17 protein-coding genes are annotated in these 18,562 nt (G+C 74.3%); 6 read left to right on the top strand and 11 right to left on the bottom strand.

Annotation, left to right across the window (positions count from 1 at the left end; translation table 11 throughout):
- Nucleotides 1–2 precede the first annotated feature (2 nt).
- The 5 genes from Q2K16_RS30170 to Q2K16_RS30150 form a co-directional block, all read right to left on the bottom strand.
- Complete coding sequence (locus Q2K16_RS30170; protein WP_302741787.1) at nucleotides 3–1,277, bottom strand: FAD-dependent oxidoreductase; 1,275 nt, start codon at nucleotides 1,275–1,277, stop codon at nucleotides 3–5.
- Entirely contained in the window at nucleotides 1,274–2,974 is a 1,701-nt protein-coding gene (locus Q2K16_RS30165) for a prenyltransferase/squalene oxidase repeat-containing protein (RefSeq protein ID WP_302741785.1), read from the bottom strand. The genes Q2K16_RS30170 and Q2K16_RS30165 overlap by 4 nt, the downstream gene beginning before the upstream one ends.
- The gene (locus Q2K16_RS30160) at nucleotides 2,971–4,008 is read right to left on the bottom strand and encodes a UbiA family prenyltransferase (protein WP_302741783.1); all 1,038 of its coding nucleotides are present in this window, start codon (nucleotides 4,006–4,008) and stop codon (nucleotides 2,971–2,973) included. The genes Q2K16_RS30165 and Q2K16_RS30160 overlap by 4 nt, the downstream gene beginning before the upstream one ends.
- Nucleotides 4,005–5,024 carry a polyprenyl synthetase family protein gene (locus tag Q2K16_RS30155; protein ID WP_302741782.1) on the bottom strand — a complete coding sequence of 340 codons (1,020 nt, stop codon included), beginning with the start codon at nucleotides 5,022–5,024 and terminating at the stop codon, nucleotides 4,005–4,007. The genes Q2K16_RS30160 and Q2K16_RS30155 overlap by 4 nt, the downstream gene beginning before the upstream one ends.
- A 230-nt stretch (nucleotides 5,025–5,254) precedes the next feature.
- Nucleotides 5,255–6,280, bottom strand: coding sequence for a methyltransferase (locus Q2K16_RS30150; RefSeq protein ID WP_302741780.1), 1,026 nt, complete (start codon nucleotides 6,278–6,280; stop codon nucleotides 5,255–5,257).
- A 167-nt stretch (nucleotides 6,281–6,447) separates the two neighbouring features.
- On the opposite strand from Q2K16_RS30150, the gene Q2K16_RS30145 reads away from it, so the two are divergent.
- Nucleotides 6,448–7,311, top strand: a complete 864-nt coding sequence (locus Q2K16_RS30145; protein WP_302741778.1) for a TauD/TfdA dioxygenase family protein — start codon at nucleotides 6,448–6,450, stop codon at nucleotides 7,309–7,311.
- 52 nt (nucleotides 7,312–7,363) lie between these two features.
- Here Q2K16_RS30145 and Q2K16_RS30140 read toward each other — a convergent pair whose 3' ends face one another.
- Nucleotides 7,364–8,536, bottom strand: a complete 1,173-nt coding sequence (locus Q2K16_RS30140) for a cytochrome P450 (RefSeq protein WP_302741776.1) — start codon at nucleotides 8,534–8,536, stop codon at nucleotides 7,364–7,366.
- 187 nt (nucleotides 8,537–8,723) lie between these two features.
- Between Q2K16_RS30140 and Q2K16_RS30135 the strand changes: the two genes are divergently transcribed.
- Together Q2K16_RS30135 and Q2K16_RS30130 are read left to right on the top strand one after the other, a co-directional pair.
- Entirely contained in the window at nucleotides 8,724–9,911 is a 1,188-nt protein-coding gene (locus Q2K16_RS30135) for a nucleotide disphospho-sugar-binding domain-containing protein (protein ID WP_302741774.1), read from the top strand.
- A 31-nt stretch (nucleotides 9,912–9,942) separates the two neighbouring features.
- Complete coding sequence (locus Q2K16_RS30130; RefSeq protein WP_302741773.1) at nucleotides 9,943–11,148, top strand: cytochrome P450; 1,206 nt, start codon at nucleotides 9,943–9,945, stop codon at nucleotides 11,146–11,148.
- 77 nt (nucleotides 11,149–11,225) lie between these two features.
- On the opposite strand, the gene Q2K16_RS30125 is transcribed toward Q2K16_RS30130, so the two are convergent.
- Complete coding sequence (locus tag Q2K16_RS30125; RefSeq protein WP_302741771.1) at nucleotides 11,226–12,623, bottom strand: condensation domain-containing protein; 1,398 nt, start codon at nucleotides 12,621–12,623, stop codon at nucleotides 11,226–11,228.
- A gap of 97 nt (nucleotides 12,624–12,720) precedes the next feature.
- Between Q2K16_RS30125 and Q2K16_RS30120 the strand changes: the two genes are divergently transcribed.
- From Q2K16_RS30120 to Q2K16_RS30110, 3 genes are all read left to right on the top strand, one after another.
- Nucleotides 12,721–13,425: a 4'-phosphopantetheinyl transferase family protein gene (locus Q2K16_RS30120; RefSeq protein ID WP_302741769.1), complete on the top strand. Its 705-nt coding sequence runs from the start codon at nucleotides 12,721–12,723 to the stop codon at nucleotides 13,423–13,425.
- Nucleotides 13,426–13,496: 71 nt separating this feature from the next.
- Nucleotides 13,497–13,778 (top strand): phosphopantetheine-binding protein, encoded by a 282-nt coding sequence (locus tag Q2K16_RS30115; RefSeq protein ID WP_302741767.1) that lies wholly within the window; start codon nucleotides 13,497–13,499, stop codon nucleotides 13,776–13,778.
- A gap of 44 nt (nucleotides 13,779–13,822) precedes the next feature.
- On the top strand, nucleotides 13,823–15,136 hold the full coding sequence (locus tag Q2K16_RS30110; RefSeq protein WP_302741766.1) for a glycosyltransferase family 2 protein: 1,314 nt from the start codon (nucleotides 13,823–13,825) through the stop codon (nucleotides 15,134–15,136).
- Nucleotides 15,137–15,181: 45 nt separating this feature from the next.
- Here the strand turns inward: Q2K16_RS30110 and Q2K16_RS30105 are convergent, their stop codons facing one another.
- From Q2K16_RS30105 to Q2K16_RS30090, 4 genes are all read right to left on the bottom strand, one after another.
- A complete protein-coding gene (locus Q2K16_RS30105; protein WP_302741765.1) occupies nucleotides 15,182–16,417 on the bottom strand; it encodes a beta-ketoacyl-[acyl-carrier-protein] synthase family protein in 1,236 nt (411 codons plus the stop codon).
- Between the two features lie 70 nt (nucleotides 16,418–16,487).
- On the bottom strand, nucleotides 16,488–16,748 hold the full coding sequence (locus Q2K16_RS30100; RefSeq protein ID WP_302741764.1) for an acyl carrier protein: 261 nt from the start codon (nucleotides 16,746–16,748) through the stop codon (nucleotides 16,488–16,490).
- 168 nt (nucleotides 16,749–16,916) lie between these two features.
- Nucleotides 16,917–18,200 carry a cytochrome P450 gene (locus Q2K16_RS30095; RefSeq protein WP_302741763.1) on the bottom strand — a complete coding sequence of 428 codons (1,284 nt, stop codon included), beginning with the start codon at nucleotides 18,198–18,200 and terminating at the stop codon, nucleotides 16,917–16,919.
- A gap of 76 nt (nucleotides 18,201–18,276) precedes the next feature.
- Nucleotides 18,277–18,519, bottom strand: a complete 243-nt coding sequence (locus Q2K16_RS30090; protein WP_302741762.1) for a hypothetical protein — start codon at nucleotides 18,517–18,519, stop codon at nucleotides 18,277–18,279.
- Nucleotides 18,520–18,562: the final 43 nt, after the last annotated feature.

Raw genomic sequence — 18,562 nt, 5'->3', positions numbered from 1 at the left:
GCTCACTTCGTTGCGGGGCCGGCGGGAACGGGTGGCTGGGCGTGCCGGTCGGTGAGCAGCCCGAGCTGGTACATCCGGTCGACCAGGGACAGCGGTCGAACGTTCGTGCCGGACAGGTTGCCGGCGGTGAGCCCGAGCAGCCGGGGGTTGGCGGCGGTGCGCCGCATCATCCGCGCGCCGAGCAGCCGGGGCAGCCCCGACACGCTGGTGATCATGCGGGCGGCGTTGTGGCTGACCGTGGCGACGTGGTCGAGTTGCGGCCGGCGGGCGGCGTCGTAGTCGCGCAGCGCCCGGTCCACGGCGGCGTCGTCCGGGTGGCCCCCACCGGCGGCGAGGCCGGCCGCGAGGGTCTCGGCGTCGGCGAGGGAGCTGTTCACGCCCTGCGCCGCCATCGGGTGCACCGCGTGGGCGGCCTCCCCGAGCAGGGCGAGCCCGGGCACGGTCAACCGCGCCGCCCGCAGCCGGTAGACGGCGAGGAGCTGCCGCCGGTGCAGGCTGGCCCGCAGCGCCGCACCCAGCGGCCGGACGGCCGGCACCCCGGCGAGCAGCCGGTCGCACCAGTCGGCCAGGTCGGCGGTGCTGCGGCCCCGGAACTCGTTCGGGGTCACCTGGACGTAGACCCGGCACCGCCCACCGGGCAGCGGATAGACCAGGCACAGGCCCCGCTCGGTGCGGTAGGCCGACACCTCGTCGGCCACCTCCACGCCGGGCACGTCGAAGGCGACCAGCCCGTGCGGGTACTCCCGCCGCTCGACGTCGATGCCGACGGCCTTACGCAGCGGCGAGGACATTCCGTCGGCGGCGACCACCAGCGCCGCCCGGATCTCCTGCTCGCCGTCGCCGCCGACGACCCGGACCCCGGTGACCCGGCCGTCGGCGGCGCGCAGCGGGCCGGTGACCCGCTGCCCCCAGCGGATCTCGACGGTGCCTGGCAACCCGTCGGCGAGCACGGCACGCAGGTCGCCGTAGTCGGCGCAGAGGATCTGCCGGTACCCGCCGGGCAGGGTGCCGTAGTCGAGGGCGAGCAGCGGACGGCCCTGCGGGTCGCGGATGGCCAGCCGGTCGACCGGGCACGCGCCGGTGGCCCGCAGGGCGTCGAGCACGCCCCAGCCGTCCAGGATGCGTACCGTCTCGGGTTGCAGGATCTCGCCCTTGGCGATCGACGCGGGGGTGCGTTGCCGGTCGAGCACCAGCACCCGCAGCCCCCGCGCGCCGAGCGCGCGGGCGGCGGCCAGGCCGCCGGCCCCGGCACCGACCACGACGACGTCGGCACTCATCGGGCGACCGCGCCGGGTGTGACGCCCGCCCGCCCGGCGACGGTACGCCGGTACTCACCGAGCGCCCGCAGCGCGACCGCCTGGGTGATCACCGCGTTGGGGTAGCGCAGGTGGTGGCGGATGTAGTTGCAGACCCGGGCGGCCGGCCAGCCGCCGTCCGGTCCGGCGGCGGCGAGCAGCCAGGCGACCCCACGGTCGACCGCGTCGGCGGCCTCCGGATCCCCGCCGGCCAGCAGCCCCTGCACGGCCCAGCCGGTCTCCTCGACCGACCCGGCGGTGCCGTCGCCCGGCCCCCACGAGCCGTCGGGCAGTTGGGTGTCGCGCAGCCAGCGCACCGCCCGCCGGACCACGTCGTGCCGGGCGTGGCCGACCCGGGACAGCGCCGTCACCACCACGGCCGTGCCGGAGGTGTGGTCGCGGTACCACAGGTTCTCGTAGCTGCCGTCGGGACGCGCGGCGGTCAGCAGCCAGGCCGCACCGGCGGCGATCGCCGGGTGGTCGTCGGGGTGCCCGGCGTCGTGCAGGGCGAGCACCGCCTGGCTGGTGATGGCGGGGCAGGGACCGTCGTTGGCGAGCTTGGTGTCGCGCACCCACAGGCTCCACGAGCCGCGGCTGTCCTGCCGGCCGACGAGCCAGTCCAGGCCACCGCGCAGCACCGGGTCGGTGTCGGCGTCGGGGTAGCCGGCGAGCGCCGAGAGGATCTCGGCGGACTCCAGCGTCACCGGCCAGCCGCCCACGTTGGAGTAGCTCCACCCGCCGGGCGGCACGTCCAGCACCGTGAACGCGGTCGGCTTCTGCGTGGCGTGGAAGAACTCGCGGGTGGGGCGCAGCCGGGGGTCGGCGGCGTACCCGGCGGCGATCAGCCCGGTCACCGCGTACCCGGAGCGCGTCAGGTCGAGGTTGGCCACCGCGTCCCAGGCGCCGTCGGGGCGCACGGCGCGGCGCAGCCAGCCCACCACGGCGGTGGCGATGTCGGGGGCCTCGCCGGAGCGGGCCAGGCCGAGCAGCACCAGGGCGGCGGGCCACGGGTCCTCGCTCAACGCGCCGGTACGGCCCTCGTGGTCGTAGATCGCGCGCAGCAGCCGCAGCGCCGCCGGGCGGGCCCGACGCAGGGTGGCCCGGCGTAGCCGGCCGGTGGGCAGCAGGTCGGCCTGCATCAGGGCCAACCCGATGAACGGCGCGGTACGGAACGACAGGCGCTGGCGGCGGACCCGGTCGAACAGGACGATCTCCAACGGCAGCCGGCGCAGCGGACCCGCCTCGGCGGTCAGCCCGGCCATGGTCAGCAGTTGCCGGCAGAGCAGCGAGATGGCCGGGTCGGTCACCGTGTCGACGCCACCCATCGCGGCCAGCCGGGCCCGCCCGGCGGCGATCGCCTCGGCGCTGTCGGCGGGTGCGGTCAGGGCCAGCGCGGCGACCGCGACGGCGGTGGCGACGACCTCGCTGTCGGCCCCCACCACGCCGCCCCAGCCGCCGTCGTCGTGCTGCTGCCGGCGCAGCCATCCGGTGCCGGCGTCGACGAGGTCGGCGCTGCCCACCGGGTCGGCGGCGTGCAGGGCGGCGACCGTGCCGGCGGTGCCCAGCACCGAGGCCGGCGGGTCGTCGCCGAAGACCCCGTCGGGGCGCTGCCGGCGCAGCAGCGCCTCCGCGCCACTGGTGATGGCCCGGTCGAGGGCCTCGGTGGGCACAGCGGTCATGACACGTCCTCCATGGCGGCTCGACGGGGGGTGGCCAGCGCCAGCGCGGGGCGTCCGGTGCCGAGTTCGTGCCCGGCGCGCATCCTCCGCTGGGCCCACCAGGTCAGGACGACCATCGGCAGCGCCAGCAGCAGTTGCAGGCCGACCCCGAGCCCCAACCCGACCAGGGCCGAGGCCAGCACCACCCGCTCGACCACCAGGACGGCGTGCGCCCGCAACGCCACCAGCACGGGCATGTCGGCGCGGTGCGCGACGAGCGGGGCCAGGGCGGCGACGCCCAGCACCACGACGACGGCCAGCGTGGCCAGGTAACCGGCCCGTCGGTCCGGCCCGGCCAGCAGCCCGGCGGCCAGCGCGGCGGCGACGGTGCCGGCGTAGAGGGCCAGCACCGTACGGACCGCGAACGGCGCTCCCCGGCGTACCGGCAGGGTGCGGTAGCCGCCGGCCCGGTCACCGTCCATGTCGCGCAGCGCACCGACCAGGTTGGACATCGTGTCGTGCGCCCAGAACGCGAGCATCGAGGCGAGCAACACCGGCACCGCCGACGGCTGCTGCGGGGACAGCCCGACGGTCAGCGTGCCGTAGAGCAGCGCGATCGCGCCGAGCGCGCCCCGGACCAGGTTGCCGGCGATGCCGCGCGCCTTGCACCAGCGGCTGTAGGCGACGATGCCGAACGCGGCGAGCACCGCCGCGGAGGTGGTGCCCCAGCCGCCGAGCACCGCCAGCAGCGCCAGCAGGGCGAAGCAGGCGCAGCCGCACCACAGCGCCGTACGGGCGGCCAGCCGGCCGGACGGGATCGGCCGGTGCGGCTTGCTGCCGGCGTCGAGGTCCCTGTCGAAGTAGTCGCCGAGGTAGTGGCCGCCGAGCCAGCCGGCGGTCGGTGCGGCCCAGGCCGACAGCAGCAGCCACGGGTGGTGCGGCCCGTCGGCCAGGGCCGCACCGGCGAGGCCGACCAGCCCGACGTACCACAGGGTGTACGGCCGCCAGGTCTCGACGTGTGCCCGCAGCGCCCGTACGGGGCCGGCCGCGTTCACGCCGTCTCGCTCGTCATCCAGTGCGCGATGCCGGCGAGCACGGTGGCGCTGGGGGACGGGGCGAGCCCGGTCAGCTCGGCCAGTGCCCGCTCGGCGTGCCCCACCATCTGCCGGCGGGCGCTGCGCACCGCGTCGACCTCGGCGAGCAGGCCGGCGACCCACTCGACGTCCCCCGGGCCGGCGCCGCGCCGGTGCAGCACCGCCATGAGTTCCACCCGGGCGGCGTCGGTGGCGGCGTCGTAGGCGAGCAGCAACGGCAGCGTGGGCCGGCCGTTGTTGAGGTCGCTGGTGGCCGGTTTGCCTGTCTGTTCCGGGGTGGCCACGTAGGACAGCAGGTCGTCGCGGATCTGGAAGGCGATGCCGAGGTGTTCGCCGTAGCGGGCCAGTGCGGCGGCGACCTGCGGTTCGGCCCCGCCGAGCAGCGCGCCGACGTGACACACGGCGCGGAACAGCGCGCCGGTCTTGAGCCGGATCATCTCGGGGTAGCAGCGGGCGCCCGCGTCGAGGTCGCCGACGAGCTGCGTTTCGAGCATCTGTCCCCGGCACAGGTCCCGACCGGCCTCGGCCAGGGCCTCGACGGCGGCGGCGACGTGTCCGGCCGGCGCGGTCGCTCCTGACTCCACAATGGACTGGAAGGCCGTGAAGATGAGATGGTCGCCGACCACGATGGCGTTGGGGATGCCGAAGGCGACAGGCACCGCGGGACGGCCCCGGCGCAGCGTGTCGGCGTCGATGATGTCGTCGTGCACGAGCGTCGCGACGTGCAGGTACTCCATCCCCAGCGCGGCCGGCAGGACGTCGGCCGGCGAACCGCCCACCGCCTCCGCCGCGTGCAGCGTCATCATCGGACGGAGCAGTTTGCCAGCCGGGAGCAGGGCGTAGCGGGCGATACCGACCAACGGGTCGGTCGACTCCGGCCACCGGCGTCCGAGTTCCGCGTGCAGCAGCCGCCCCGATTCGCTACGGGCAAGGTCGTCGATGAAGGGCGGATATCGCGTGAAGCCAGTAACCGTCATAGCGTGTCGACCCTTTCGCAAAGGCTCGGCCCAGCCGGCACGCGAGACGTTACCTGCCGGTCCGTCCATGAACAACCTTCGGAAAAGTGCGCCAGCAATGGAGAAACACGAATGTCACGAACCCATTCACCGGCAAATCGGTCGATGCCAGAGAAATCCGCTGAACTGCTCACCGTGCGTCACGCGGGCCCGGGAAAACAGGTACGAACGTCGGATCACCGGTCGGCGGATCAGGCGTCCGCAGCGAACTCCAACAGGGTCAGGCCCCCGGTGCCGCGATAGGTCCCCACCTGCTTCAGACCCGCCGCCGCGGCGAGCGCCACGTGCTCGGGCACCCCCCGCTCGCGGCCACCCACCAGCACCAGCATCTGCAGGTCGTACGGCGAGCGGTGCGGCACGTACGGGTCGGTCGGCAGCACCTCCACCACCAGCACCCGACCGGTGCGCCCGGCCGCCTCGGCGCACCGGCGCAGGATCGCCGTCGCGTGCCTGTCGCTCCAGTCGGTCAACGCCCGGGACACCACGTACACGTCGGCACCGGCCGGCAGTTCGGCGAAGAAGTCCCCGACCACGGTCTCGACCCGGTCGGTCAGCCCGTGCGCGGCGAACGTCGCCGTCGCCGTCGCCACCGGCTCGTCGCGGTCGACCAGGGTGCCCCGCAGGTGCGGGTGGGTCGTCAGCAGCTCCCGCAGCAGCCCGCCGGCCCCTCCGGCGACGTCGGCCACGTGACCCACCCGCTGCCACGGATAGAGCGCCGCCACCTGCGGCGCGGTGAACCGCTGCTGGCTGAGCATCAGCGCGTCGAAGTAGGCCCGGTAGGACGGGTGCGCGTCGAGGTCGGCCCAGAAGTCCCGCCCGTGCACCGCCTGGTAGCCCGGCCCGCCGGTACGCACCGCGTGCGGCAGCCCGGTGTAGGCGAGGTCCATCCGCGCCCCGAGACCGTCGAGGTCGAGGTAGCCGCCGTGGCCGCCGCCGTCCCGCTCGCAGAGCAGCTCGCCGACGTCGGTCAGCGCGAACACGTCCGGCGCGGTCTCCACGAACACGCCCCGGTGGACCAGGTAGCGCAGCAGCCGGCCCAGCGCGTCCGGGTCGGCGTCGCAGGCAGCGGCCAGCTTGTCCAGGCCGGTCACGCCGGCCGCGATCCGCTCCGGCACCCGCAGGGTGACCGCCGTGCGTACGGCGAACGGGGTGGCCAGGTCGGTCAGCCGGCCGAGCCGGGCCGCCGGATCGTCATCGGTCGAGGTCTCGATCGTCACCGGGACAGCCCCCCGTCGCGCCGCGCGTCCACGATGGCCGTGGCCGCCGCCGGCCCGAATGCTCCCAGGGACAGCGTGACGGCGTCAATATCGACGGTGGAGATCCCATTCACCCTCGTGGAACAATGCGCCGACGGGCCCGGGTGCCCAGACCGGAGGAAGCACCGATGACCACGTCCCTCGTGCCGCAGGTACGGCTCGTCGCGGGTGCCCTGGGCGCCGAGGTCCACGGCATCGACCTGAACACCCTGACCGACGAGGGTTTCGCCCACCTGCACCGGCTGCTGCTCGCGCACCAGGTGGTCTTCGTCGCCGGGCAGACCGGGCTGACGCCGCAGGCGCACATCGCCCTCGGCCGGCGCTTCGGCGAGGTCGAGCTGCACCCGTACCTGCCCCGGCTGGAGGGGCACCCGGAGATCGTCCTGATCGACTCCGAGGACGGCGGCAAGGTGGACGTCTGGCACACCGACATGACCTTCCACCAGAGCCCACCCATCGCCTCGATCCTGCACCTGGTGCAGCTGCCCGAAACCGGCGGCGACACCATGTGGACCAACCAGTGCCGGGTGTACGAGGCGCTCTCCGCGCCGATGCGGGACCTGCTCGACGGGTTGACCGCGATCCACGTCATCCGGATCGGCACCGAGTTCACCAGCCGGGCCGAACACCCGGTGGTCCGGGTGCACCCCGAGACCGGCCGCCGCTCGCTGTACGTCAACCGGCTGTTCACCTCGCACATCCCGCAGTTGAGCCGCAACGAGAGCGACGCGCTGCTGGAGTACCTGTTCGCCTTCTCCGAGGGCCCCCAGTTCACCTGCCGGTACCGCTGGCGGGTGGGTGACGTCGCGATCTGGGACAACCGGGTCACCCAGCACTACGCGATCAACGACTACGCGGGCGTCCGGCGCGGGCAGCGGATCACCGTGCTCGGCGACCACCCGACCGGCGACGCGCCCCGGTGGGACCACTACGTCGCCGCGCCCGGCCAGCGGTACTGGCCGGACCGGGTCAACGCGGTGGAGAGCTACTGACCGCCCGCGCAGGTGGGGTGACGGCCGCCCGCCGGTGACCGGCGCGGCGGCCTCACCAGGTGACCGGGAACGACGCGATGCCGCCGTTCATCCGGTCGTGCCGCCAGGGGATCTCGTGCAGCGGCACCGCGGGGGCCAGCCCCGGCATCCGCCGCAGCAGCTCGCCGATGGACAGCTCCACCTGCATCCGGCCCAGCGCGGTGCCCAGGCAGAAGTGCGGCCCGAAGCCGAAGGTGAGGTGCGGTGCGGTCGGCACCCGGTCGATGTCGAAGACGTTCGGGTCCGGGAAGACGCGCGGGTCGCGGTTGCCTACCCACGGGATCGCCATCACACAGTCCCCGGCACGCATCGCCACCCCGCCGAGGGTGAGGTCCTCGCGCACCACCTGGACCCGGAACATGCTGCTCACCGAGGTGTAGCGGAGGATCTCGTCGGTCGCCGAGGAGAGCTTGCCCGGGTCGGCCCGCAGTTTCGCCAACTGCTCGGGGTGCTGGAACAACGCGCGCAGCCCGGCGCTCGTGGAGTTGATCTCCAGCCCGCCGAGCAGCACCCCCATCGCCAGCTCGACCAGTTCCGCGTCGTCGAGTTCGTGCGCGTCCCGGCCCAGCACCCAGGCCGAGAGCAGGTCGTCGCCGGGGTTCGCCCGCTTGCCGGCCAACTGCCCGGCCAGGTACGCCCGCAGCTCCGCCTGCGCGGCGGCGGCGTCGGCCGAGCCGTACGCGGTGACCGAGTTGAGGCCCTCGATCCAGCCGTAGAACCGGGGCCGGTCGGCCACCGGCACCCCCAGCACGTCGCAGACCACGTGGACCGGCAGCGGCGCCACCAGCGCGGCGACCAGGTCGGCGGGACGCGGCCCGGCCAGCAGGTCGTCGATCAGCGCGTCGACCAGCCGGCGTACCCGGGGGCGGAAGGTGTCGATCCGACGGGCGGTGAACGCCCGGCTGGCCACCCGGCGGACGACCGCGTGCGCCGGACCGTCCATGTTCAACTCGCGGGGGCCGCCACCGTCGGGGGTTCCGGTCGCGCCGGGCGGCAGCCGGGAGAACCGGGGGTCGGCCAGCACCGTGCAGCAGTCCTGGTAGGCGAGCACCAGCCAGGCCGGCCGGCCGTCGGGCAACCGCACCCGGCTGACCGGATCGGACACCACCATGTCGAGCAGTTCGGTGGGCAGGTCGCCGGTGAACGGCGCGAAGGGGTAGTCCCGCAGCTCCGAGACGACGGTCATGGCGAGCTACCCACCTGTCGGTCGGCGGTCCACATCGGGCACCGGTAAGACTCGGTCATCGGTACGGTCGGCGTCAATATCCATTGGTCCGGGCAGCGATCTTCCGGGTACGGACACCCATCGCCTAGCATCGGTGCACCGGGACTGCCGGGTGGTACGCGCGGATGGGTCGGACTTGACTGCGGCTTTGCGGATTCTGTTGACGACGTGGGGCTGGCGGTCGCATTTCTACGGCCTCGTGCCGCTCGGCTGGGCCCTCCAGGCCGCCGGCCACGAGGTGCGGGTGGCCAGCCATCCGGCGCTGGTGCCGGCGATCACCTCGGCCGGGCTGGCGGCGGTGCCGCTCGGTGCGGACGTCGACTTCGCCGAGGCGTTCGCGGGACGGATCGGCGCGGTGGGCGCCCTGGACCGGGCCACGGACGACGCCACCCCGGACGACACGGTCGAGCCGGCGATCACCGCCGACGGCGGCGTGGTCCGGTTCGCCGACGCCCTCCTCGACGACCTGGTCGGTTTCGGCCGTTCCTGGCGGCCGGACCTGATGGTCTGGGAGCCGTTCAACCTCGCCGCCGCGGTGGCCGCCGCCGCGCTGGGCGTGCCCGGGGTGCGGCACCTGTGGGGGCCTGACTCCTCGGTCACCCTCCGGCTCGACCCGGAGCCGGTGCTCGGCCCGCTGGCCGGCCGCTTCGGGCTGGCCGCCGCCGACGTGGACCTCGCCGGGATGCTGACCCTCGACCCGGTGCCGCCGCCGATGCAGGTGCCGACGGCCGGCCCGACCCGGCCGGTCCGGTACGTGCCGTACAACGGTCCGGCCGTGCTGCCGGCCTGGCTGCACGGGCCGGCGGACCGGCCCCGGGTGTGCGTCACGGGGGGCACCATGATGGCCGGGGCCGGGCTGGACGACCGGCTGGACCTCCCCCGGGTGGTGCGGGCGGTGGCCGGGCTGGACGTGGAGGTCGTCGTACTGGTCGAGCCGGCCCAGCAGGCGGCGCTCGGCCCGCTGCCGGGCAACGTCCGGCTGGTCGACAGCCCGCTGGCCCTGCGGCTGGTGCTGCCGACCTGCGCCGCGCTGGTGCAGCAGGGCGGTGCGGGCACCACGATGACGGCGCTCGGCCTCGGGGTGCCGCAGCTCGTCCTGCCGCAGGTCAGCGACCAGCATTTCAACGCCGAGCGGCTGGCCGCCACCGGGGCCGGCACCTGGCTGACCGGCGGCCGGGCCGACGACGACACCCTCCGCGGGCTGGTCGGCGAGCTGATCGCCGACGGCCCCTGGCGTGCCGCCGCCGCGCTGATGCGGGACCGGGTCCACGCGATGCCCTCCCCCGCCGAGGTGGTGCCGGCGCTGGTGGCCCTCGCCGCAGGCACCCGGAGCTGATCCACCGTCAGACCCACCCTAGGAGTCGCAGATGACGCAAGAGCCCATTCCGTACCCGCTCGCTCCGGCTCCCACCATCTACCACCCGTCACCGGACTACACCCGGCTGCGGGAGACCTGCCCGGTGGCCCCCATCGCGCTGCCCGACGGCGGGAAGGCCTACCTCGCCACCCGGCACGCGGACGTCCGCCGGGTCTTCACCGACCAGCGGTTCAGCCGGGCCGCCGCGGCCGGGCCGGACCGGCCGACCCGGGAGTTGGGGTCGCTGGCCGAGGACTCGCTGATCGGGATGGACCCGCCCCGGCACACGACGATGCGCCGGGCGGTGTCGCACGCGTTCACCGTCCGCCGGGTGGAGGCGCTGCGCCCGACGGTGGCCGCGCTCGTCGACCGGATGATCGACGACCTGGTGGCGGCGGGCTCTCCGGCGGACCTGATCCCCCACCTGTCCGCGCCGCTGCCGATCTACGTGATCAGCAAGCTGTTCGGCATCGCGGAGCAGGACCAGGACCGGGTACGCGAGTGGTCCGACGCGCTCGTCGGCGACTGGGACGCCGACCCGGCGGCCCCGCAGGCCGCCCTCGACGCGTTCGGCGAGATGATCGTCGAACGTCGCCGCGAGCCGGGCGACGACCTGATGAGCGCCCTGATCAAGGCCTGGGACGAGCACGACGACCTCACCGAACGGGAACTCGTCTCGGTGACCGCCGGCATCTTCGTCGGCGGCCACGAGACCACCACCAACCAGCTCAACCTGTTCCTGCTCGTGCTGGCCCGGCACCCCGAGCAGCTCGCCGGCCTGCGCGGTGACGATCCGGTCGCGGTGGCCCGCGCGGTGGAGGAGCTGTCCCGGTTCATCCAGCTCGGCGACAACGGGGTGCTGCTGCCCCGGGTCACCACCGAGGAGGTGGAACTGGGCGGGGTGTGCCTGCCGGCGGGTACCCCGGTGCTCCCGGCGATCGCCTCGGCCAACCGGGACGCGTCGGTGTTCGCCGGGGCGGACACCCTCGACCTGGCCCGGGCCGACAATCCGCACCTGGCCTTCGGGGCCGGCCCGCACCACTGCCTCGGCGCGGCGCTGGCCCGGATGGAGTTGCAGGAGGCGCTGGGTGCGCTGCTGCGCCGGCTGCCCGGCCTGCGGCTGGCCGTGCCCGAGGAGGAGCTGCGGTTCAGGCCCGGCCTGGTGGTACGCAGCCTGGAGGCGCTGCCGGTGACCTGGGACCGGGTCGAGCGGTGACCCTCCCCCGGGACCGTCGACCCGGCGCGGCGGCGGTCACCGGGTCGTCCGGCGGCCGGTGACCGTCGTCCGGGCGGTCAACCGGTGACCCGGGTCGGTGCCGCCGGGTCGAACGCCGCCTCGACGGCCACCTCCTCCACCCCGCGCAGCAGCGCCTCGGCCTGGGCCTCGGTGAAGCAGCCCAGATCGAAGATCACCTGGAGGAAGATGGTGTCCGGCTGGTCCTCGACGGTGATGAACGCCTGCTCGGGCAGGTGGTCGAGGGTGCCGTCCCAGACCAGGAACGTCTCGCCCGCCCGGCTGCGGATCTGTTCCGGGGTCACCTCGGCGGCGCGGGCCGCGTCCTCCGCCGCCCGCCTGGTCACCACCCGCCGGTCGTTGATCCGGAGGGTCACCCGGGCCGGGTAGCCGCGCTCCTCGTCGAGCCGGGCGGCGGCCTCGGCGAGCTGCACCGGGTCGTAGTAGGCGTACATGCCGGCAGCGACGGAGGCGCGACGGGCCCGGGTCACCACCTCGTCCACCGTGGTGTCGGTGGCGTCCACGGTGAGCACCCCGTTCTGGCTCAGCGGGGCGATCGCCTCGGCGAACCCCGGCCGGAACCGGTTGCCGACGATGAGCTTGGCGGTCAACGGGCTGACCCCGGTGGCCCGGCCCACCGCCACCGCGATCACCGCGAGCAGCACCCGGGAGGTGTCCGTCCGGGTGCGTCGGGCGATGGCCTGCACCGCCAGGTAGGTCGCCGGCGAGCTGAACCGGCCGTGCCAGAACCGTCGGCCGTGCCGCCCGGCCGGGTTGGTGACCTCGCCGAAGGTCGAGGGCGGGAGGTCGCGCAGGTGCGCCTCCCAGTGGCGGACCGCCCGGTCGCTGACCCGGCGCAGCGGCGGGGTGCGCTCCCGCCGGCCGAGGTCGAGCAGCTGCACCGTACGCGGGTCGGGAGCCCGCCGGGCCGCCAGGTCGACCAGCCCGAGGTCGGCCATCACCAGGGCGGTCGCGGTGCCGTCGACGACCAGGTGGTCGAGGGTCAGCACCCGGTGCACCAGCGCGCCCCGGTGCCGGATCACCGCCATCCGCACCGACCAGTCCCGGTAGAGGTCGTAGGGGGCCAGCAGCCGGGCGTGGCCCAGCTCGTAGGCGAACTTCGCCACGTCGGCCGGGTCGGCGTCGTCGGGGACGTCCAGCACGTCCAGGGCGATCTCCCCGTCGGCGGAGACCACCTGGCAGGGTTCGCCCCGCTCGTCGGTGCCCAGCCGCATCCGCAGCGCCGGATGCCGGCTCATCAGGTCACCGAGCTGCGCCGCGACCTGCTCCGCGGTGACCCCGGCCGGCACCGGGTGCGCGCCGCTGACGTTGTGCGTCCACCCGGTCTCCCGCATGTCCTGCATGATCGCCAGTTGACCCCAGGTCAGCGGCGCGGTCCCGGCCCCCGGGCCGGCGAACGGGACGAGCACCTGCGCCTCGGCGGTCTGCGCGAACATCGGTCCATCAGAGCAACGGAGATCGGCACGTGTCAACGTCGCAAATCGCCGCCGACGGCCGGGCCGCACGGCGGACGACGACGCTAGGGTACGGCCCATGCGGGACACCGTCCGGATCTGGATCCTGTCGGCCCGGCCCGGCCCGGACGAGCTGGCCCGGTACGACGCGGTGCTCACCGCCGACGAACGCCACCGGGCGGCGGCGCTCGGCCCGGCCGCCGCCCGGGACCGGTTCACCGTGGCGCACGGGGCGCTGCGCCTGCTGGTGGGCGCGGCCCTGGGCGTCGCACCCGGACGGCTCGCCTGGCAGCGGGGCCGGTACGGCAAGCCGACGTTGACCGAGCCCCGGGGCGGGCCGCAGACCAGCCTGTCGTACTCCGACGGCCTGGTCGCGGTGGCGGTGGGCGGTGACCGGCCGGTAGGGGTCGACATCCAGCACGTGACACCGGGCCGGGACCCGCTGGCGCTGGCCGTCCGGTTCTTCGCCGCCGGGGAGGCCCGGCACGTCGCCTCGGGGCCGGACGTCGCCGGCCGGGCCGACCGGTTCGCCAGGCTGTGGGCCCGCAAGGAGGCGGTGGTCAAGGCGGCCGGGGAACGGCTCTGGCCGCACCTGGCGCTGCCGGTGCACCGGTGCGACGTGGTGGCGTGCGGCGACCCGCCGGACGTACACCTGGTCACCGACGTCGCTGCCCCGGCCGGCTACCGGGTCGCGGTGGCCCTGACCGGTGACGCGCCCTACGCCACGGCGTCGTTCCACGGTCTCGACGGGCCGTCCGGACCGGTCCCGCGACCGGCCGGCTGAAGATCGCGACAGCCGTTGACACCCGCCGATCACGTTTGCTCTGATGGCTCCATGTTGGAGCGTGCGGTCCAGTGACAGAGCCCGACACGACCACCGCGCCGCAGCTGCGCGCGCAGGTCGTCGACACGATGGTCGCGCTGCTGACCCGGATGCTCCGACCGGAGGCCCCGGTCACCGTCGGCACGCAGCTCATGGACGAGCTGGGACTCAGCTCCTCCCTCGCGCTGGAGCTGCTGCTCGAGATCGAGGACGAGCTGGAGATCCAGATCGACGTCGAGGACCTCGACGAGGACCGGATGACCACGGTCGGCGACCTGGCCGACTACATCACCCGGCACTGCACCCCCCGCTGACGGCCCGCGACGGGGGCCCGGCCGGTATCTTCCGAAGGAGTTCCATGGACCGGCCCCGCCTGAGCGTGGTGATCCCCGCCCACAACAACGCCGTCGCGCTCGACACGACTGTCGCGTCGCTGACCCGGCAGACCCTCCCGGCGGACGAGTTCGAGGTCATCGTCGGCGACGACGGTTCGGCCGTCCCGCTGACCCCGGTCGCCGAACGCTACGCCGACCGGCTGCGGATCGCCTGTGTGCGCAGCGAGACCAACCGGGGCCGCAGCGCCAACCGCAACGCGGCGGCGGCCCGCGCCCAGGCCGACACCCTGCTGTTCCTGGACGCCGACACGGTCGCCCACCCCACCCTGCTCGCCAGGCACCGCGACCACCACGCCGCACGCGGCGGCCGGCCCGGGGTCCTGCTCGGCCAGCGGTACGACCTCGACTGGGCCGGTGCGGACGCGCTGCGTCGGGGCGAACCCGTCGGCCCGGAGCTGCTGGACGCCGAGCGGGGCGACCCACGGCTGGAGGACATCGCCCACCCGCAGCGCATCCGCGACTTCCCCAGCGCGCCCTGGGTGCTGGGCCTGACCCACAACGCCTCGGTCGACCGGGAGTCGTTCCTGCGGGTGGCCGGCTTCGACGAGGCGATGGTCAAGTGGGGGTTCGAGGACCTGGAGTTCTTCTACCGGATCTTCCACCTGCACGGGGGCCGGCCCGACGTGTTCGAGCTGGACGTCGAGGCGACGTCCTACCACCTGCCGCACTTCCGCAAGACGTCCAACGGGCTCGCCTCGATGGACAACATGAAGTACCTGCTGCGCAAGCACCTGCGCTACGACGTCGAGGTGCTGTACGCGATCAACACGTTCGGCCGGCACCTGGGCCGCATCCGCCTCTACGGCCAGGCCATCGAGGCGTACCGGCGGGCGGGCCTGGGGCGGCCGGAGGCGCTGCCCGACGCGCTGCGCAAGGAGCTGGCCACCCGTACGGCGCTGGTGATCGGCAATGGGGTGTCCACCCTGGAGCTGGGCCCCGACTCGCAGACCTTCGACCACGACGCCCCGGCCGGGCCGACCAACGCACACCTGCTCGGCACGGTGCTCCAGCAGTTCAAGGCAGGCGCGCTCGACGTGATCGTCAACGTCGACCTGTGGCGCTTCCTGCTGCCCGAGGACCTGCCGGCCTTCCTGACCCGGGGGCTGCTCAAGGCCGACCGGATCGAGCTGGTCTGCACCCACGCCCCGGTCGACCAGCGGGCGATGCTGCCGGTGCCGCTCGTGGCCGACCTCGACTACGTGACCGACATGCTCGACCAGCACTTCGCCGTCACCGTCGCCCGGCACGACGGGGCGACCCTGCTCACCGTCCGCTGAGGCCGCCCCGACGCGGCATCCGGGATCGCCCCGGCACGCGGCGGGTCAGGCCCCGGGCGGGCCGAACACCAGGCTGACGTTGTGGCCGCCGAAGCCGAACGAGTTGGACATCACCGTGGTCACCGCGACGTCGCGCGGCTGCTTGCGGATGTGGTCGAGGTCGTCGCCCGGGTCGGGGTCGTCGAGGTTGTGGGTCGGCGGGAGCAGACCGCGGCGCAGCGCCTCGACGCCGATCGCCGCCTCGATCACCCCGGAGACGCCGAGCACGTGCCCGGTGACCCCCTTGGTGGAGCTGACCGGCGGGCCCACCGTGCCGAAGACGTCCCGCAGGGCGACCACCTCGGCCGCGTCACCGGCCTTGGTGCTGGTGCCGTGGGCGTTGAGGTAGCCGATGTCGGCGGGGCCCAGCCCGGCGTCGCGCAACGCCGTGCGCATGCAGTGCGCCGCGCCCGACCCGTCGGGGCGCGGGGTGGTCGGGTGGTAGGCGTCGTTGTTCGCGCCCCACCCGAGCAGGTCGGCGTGCCGTCGGGCGCCGCGCGCCACCGCGTGCGCGGTGCGTTCCAGCACGAACACCCCGGCCCCCTCGCCGAGGACGAGACCGTTGCGCCGCCTGTCGAACGGACGGCTCGCGGCCGCCGGGTCCGACCAGCCGTGGGCGAGCGCGCGGGCGTTGCCGAACGCGTCGGCGAAGGTCGGGAAGAGCGGGGCCTCGCTGCACCCGCAGAGCACCAGGTCGGCCTCGTCGGCGCGCAGGATGCGCAGCGCCTCGCCGATCGACTGGGCCCCGGCCGCGCAGGCGGTGCCGATCGACGAGGTGTAGCCCCGGATGCCGTGCCGGATGGCGATCCGCGCCGCGCCCATGTTGGGCAGGGTGCCGGGCAGCATGTACGGGCTGACCCCGAACCGGCCCCGCTCGGCCCGCGCGAGGACCTGGGCCGCCAGGGTGGACAGGCCGCCGACGCCGGAGACGATCACGGCCACCCGGTACGGGTCGACGTCCCGACCCACCTCGACCCCGGCGTCGGCCAACGCGTCCCCGGCCGCCCGCAGCGCCATCACGACCGCGCGGTCCACCACCCGGGACTCGGGGCCGGGCAGCACGCTGGCCGGGTCGATGTCCGGGCTGAACGCGGCGACGTCGACGACCCCGTGCACCGGGTGCCCCTCCGGCGGCCGGGTCAGACCGGACCGTCCCGCGCAGACCGCGTCGAACACCTCGGCGGCGGTGCTGCCGACCGGGCTGACCAGGCCGATCCCGGTCACCGTCACGCCGGCACGCATGCGCGTCCTACCTCGCCCCGCTGCACCTGACGCTGCACAGACCGCCTCCGGGGCGGCTCGGCGGGCACGGTCAGTGTGCCGAGGCGGGCTGGACCCGGGCGGCCACCGTGCGGCAGAACTCGCCGACGGTCATCATCGCCAGCGCCTCGGCCTCGTCGTCGTCGAAGGTCACCCCGAACCGGTCCTCCACGCGTACGGCCAGTTCGGCGAGGCCGAGCGAGTCGACGTCGAGACCGGCCGGACCGAACACCGTGTCGTCGTCGGCGCCCTCGACGTCGTACTTCATCTCGGTCAACGCGGCGAAGAGGAACGCGCGGATCTCGTCGGTCATGGTCGGGGTTTCCTTTCCGGAGGTCGGCGTCGGCGGACCCGGCCGCCGGTGGGACACGGGAGGCGTGGCAGTGGCCGGGGACGCGGCCGGGACCAGGTGCGACGTCGGCGTGGCCATCGCCGTTCTGGTCACCGGAGCAGCCGCTCCGTTTTGATCGACCTTACTCAATCAAGCCGGTTGCGCAAGGTCCACCCGGGCGGTGCCGTCCGGCCGATCGGCCGCCTGATCGACGACCCGTACCGCGAGTTGGTCGTGCCCCCGCAACATGAGCTGCCGTGGCTCGCCGGGGGTCGCGGCGAGTGCCAGCGCCGGGAACCGGTCGAGCAGCCGGGGCAGGGCGAGCCGGCCCTCCGTTCGGCCGAGCGCCGCACCGACGCAGTAGTGTGGCCCGGCGCTGAACGCCAGGTGCCTGTTGTCGGCCCGGGACGGGTCGAACACGTCCGGATCGGGGAACCGTCGCGGGTCCCGGTTGGCCGCACCGGTGAGCACCAGCGCCGTTCGTCCACGCGGGACGTCGACCCCGGCGACCTCGGTGTCCTCGGCGGCGTAGCGCACGGCGAAGTGCACAGGCGGCTCGTACCGCAGGATCTCCTCGACGTAGGCCGGGGCAAGGGACGCATCGGCGCGCAACGCGGCCAGCGCGGCGGGCCGCGCCAGGAGCAGGGTCAGCCCGCTGCCGAACAGGTTGGCGGTGGTCCGGAACCCCGCGTTGTACGTGACGATCAGGTTGGCCAGCAGCTCCGCCTCGGAGAGCTGGTCGGGGCGTTCGGCACGGAGGCGGGCCAGCGCCGAGACGAGGTCGTCGCGGGGTTCCGCCCGACGGGCGGCGAGCAGCGTGGTGAAGTACCCGGTCAGCTCCTCGGCAGCGCGGTTGGCGGCCCGGATCTCCCGGAACGAGCGCGGCCCGATCTCCAGCACCGCGTCGAACGCCCGCACCCGGGACGGGAACCAGGCCCGGTCGGAGTGCGGCACCCCGAGCAGTTCGCCGACGACGGCGCTGGGCAGCGGCAGGGCGAACGCCGCCATGAAGTCCACCGGCCGGCCGTCCGCGCCCGCCTCGGCGAGCCCGTCGAGCAGCCCGTCGGTGATCCGCGCGATCGCCGGTTCCAGGGCGGCGACCCGGCGGGCGGTCAGCGCCTGCCCGAACAGGTGACGCACCCGGGCGTGGTCCTCGGCCGGGGCGTTGAACATGCTGGCCTGGAGGGTCCGCAGCACCGGGTGGTCACGCCAGCGGACGCCGGCGCGGTCCAGGTACTGCGCGTCGAGCACCCGGAAGACCGGGTCACGCAGCACCCGCTGGGCCGCCTCGTACCCGTGGACCACCACGGCGTGCGGTGCCGTCGGGGCGAGCGCGACCGCCTCCCCCAGCTCGTGCAGCCGGGCGTAGTACGGGTACGGATCGCGTCGGACCTCGTCGCCGAGTAGTTCGTCGAGGGATACCGGGAACCCCATGGCGCTCCTCGTCGGGGGTGCACGGGCGGAGGATGCCGTGACCTTAAACGCATCGACGGCAGCCTGTCCACGGCCGTCATATCCGACGCTTGTCCCCCACCGGATCAGATCGGTGACCGACGACCAAGGAAAGCTGACTACCGTCACCGCCCTGTTCGTAGAACCGACTTCCCGCCGGGAGCCCGGCGACAACGACCAGCCGATGTCGCCGCTCCCGGTCGCGACGATCGCGATGCTTCAACCGCAGCCAGAGCGCCATCAACGAGGTGGCGGGGGCCACCAGAACCATGACGACGGACACCACGATCTCGGTCGGCACTGGGATGAACTCCTCTTCTCTGCAACCACTGCCCGGCCCTTGA

The organism is Micromonospora cynarisoli, assembly GCF_030518815.1.
Classification (GTDB): domain Bacteria; phylum Actinomycetota; class Actinomycetes; order Mycobacteriales; family Micromonosporaceae; genus Micromonospora; species Micromonospora wenchangensis.
Note: the sequence above shows the minus strand (reverse complement) of the source record. Positions and strands in the feature narration are given on the sequence as shown.

Excerpts from the sequence above, each read along its gene's own strand:
- Q2K16_RS30170 (WP_302741787.1), bottom strand. The coding sequence starts at position 1,277 with ATGAGTGCCGACGTCGTCGTGGTCGGTGCCGGGGCCGGCGGCCTGGCC.
- Q2K16_RS30165 (WP_302741785.1), bottom strand. The coding sequence starts at position 2,974 with ATGACCGCTGTGCCCACCGAGGCCCTCGACCGGGCCATCACCAGTGGC.
- Q2K16_RS30155 (WP_302741782.1), bottom strand. The coding sequence starts at position 5,024 with ATGACGGTTACTGGCTTCACGCGATATCCGCCCTTCATCGACGACCTT.
- Q2K16_RS30145 (WP_302741778.1), top strand. The coding sequence starts at position 6,448 with ATGACCACGTCCCTCGTGCCGCAGGTACGGCTCGTCGCGGGTGCCCTG.
- Q2K16_RS30140 (WP_302741776.1), bottom strand. The coding sequence starts at position 8,536 with ATGACCGTCGTCTCGGAGCTGCGGGACTACCCCTTCGCGCCGTTCACC.
- Q2K16_RS30130 (WP_302741773.1), top strand. The coding sequence starts at position 9,943 with ATGACGCAAGAGCCCATTCCGTACCCGCTCGCTCCGGCTCCCACCATC.
- Q2K16_RS30125 (WP_302741771.1), bottom strand. The coding sequence starts at position 12,623 with ATGTTCGCGCAGACCGCCGAGGCGCAGGTGCTCGTCCCGTTCGCCGGC.
- Q2K16_RS30120 (WP_302741769.1), top strand. The coding sequence starts at position 12,721 with ATGCGGGACACCGTCCGGATCTGGATCCTGTCGGCCCGGCCCGGCCCG.
- Q2K16_RS30110 (WP_302741766.1), top strand. The coding sequence starts at position 13,823 with ATGGACCGGCCCCGCCTGAGCGTGGTGATCCCCGCCCACAACAACGCC.
- Q2K16_RS30105 (WP_302741765.1), bottom strand. The coding sequence starts at position 16,417 with ATGCGTGCCGGCGTGACGGTGACCGGGATCGGCCTGGTCAGCCCGGTC.
- Q2K16_RS30100 (WP_302741764.1), bottom strand. The coding sequence starts at position 16,748 with ATGACCGACGAGATCCGCGCGTTCCTCTTCGCCGCGTTGACCGAGATG.
- Q2K16_RS30095 (WP_302741763.1), bottom strand. The coding sequence starts at position 18,200 with ATGGGGTTCCCGGTATCCCTCGACGAACTACTCGGCGACGAGGTCCGA.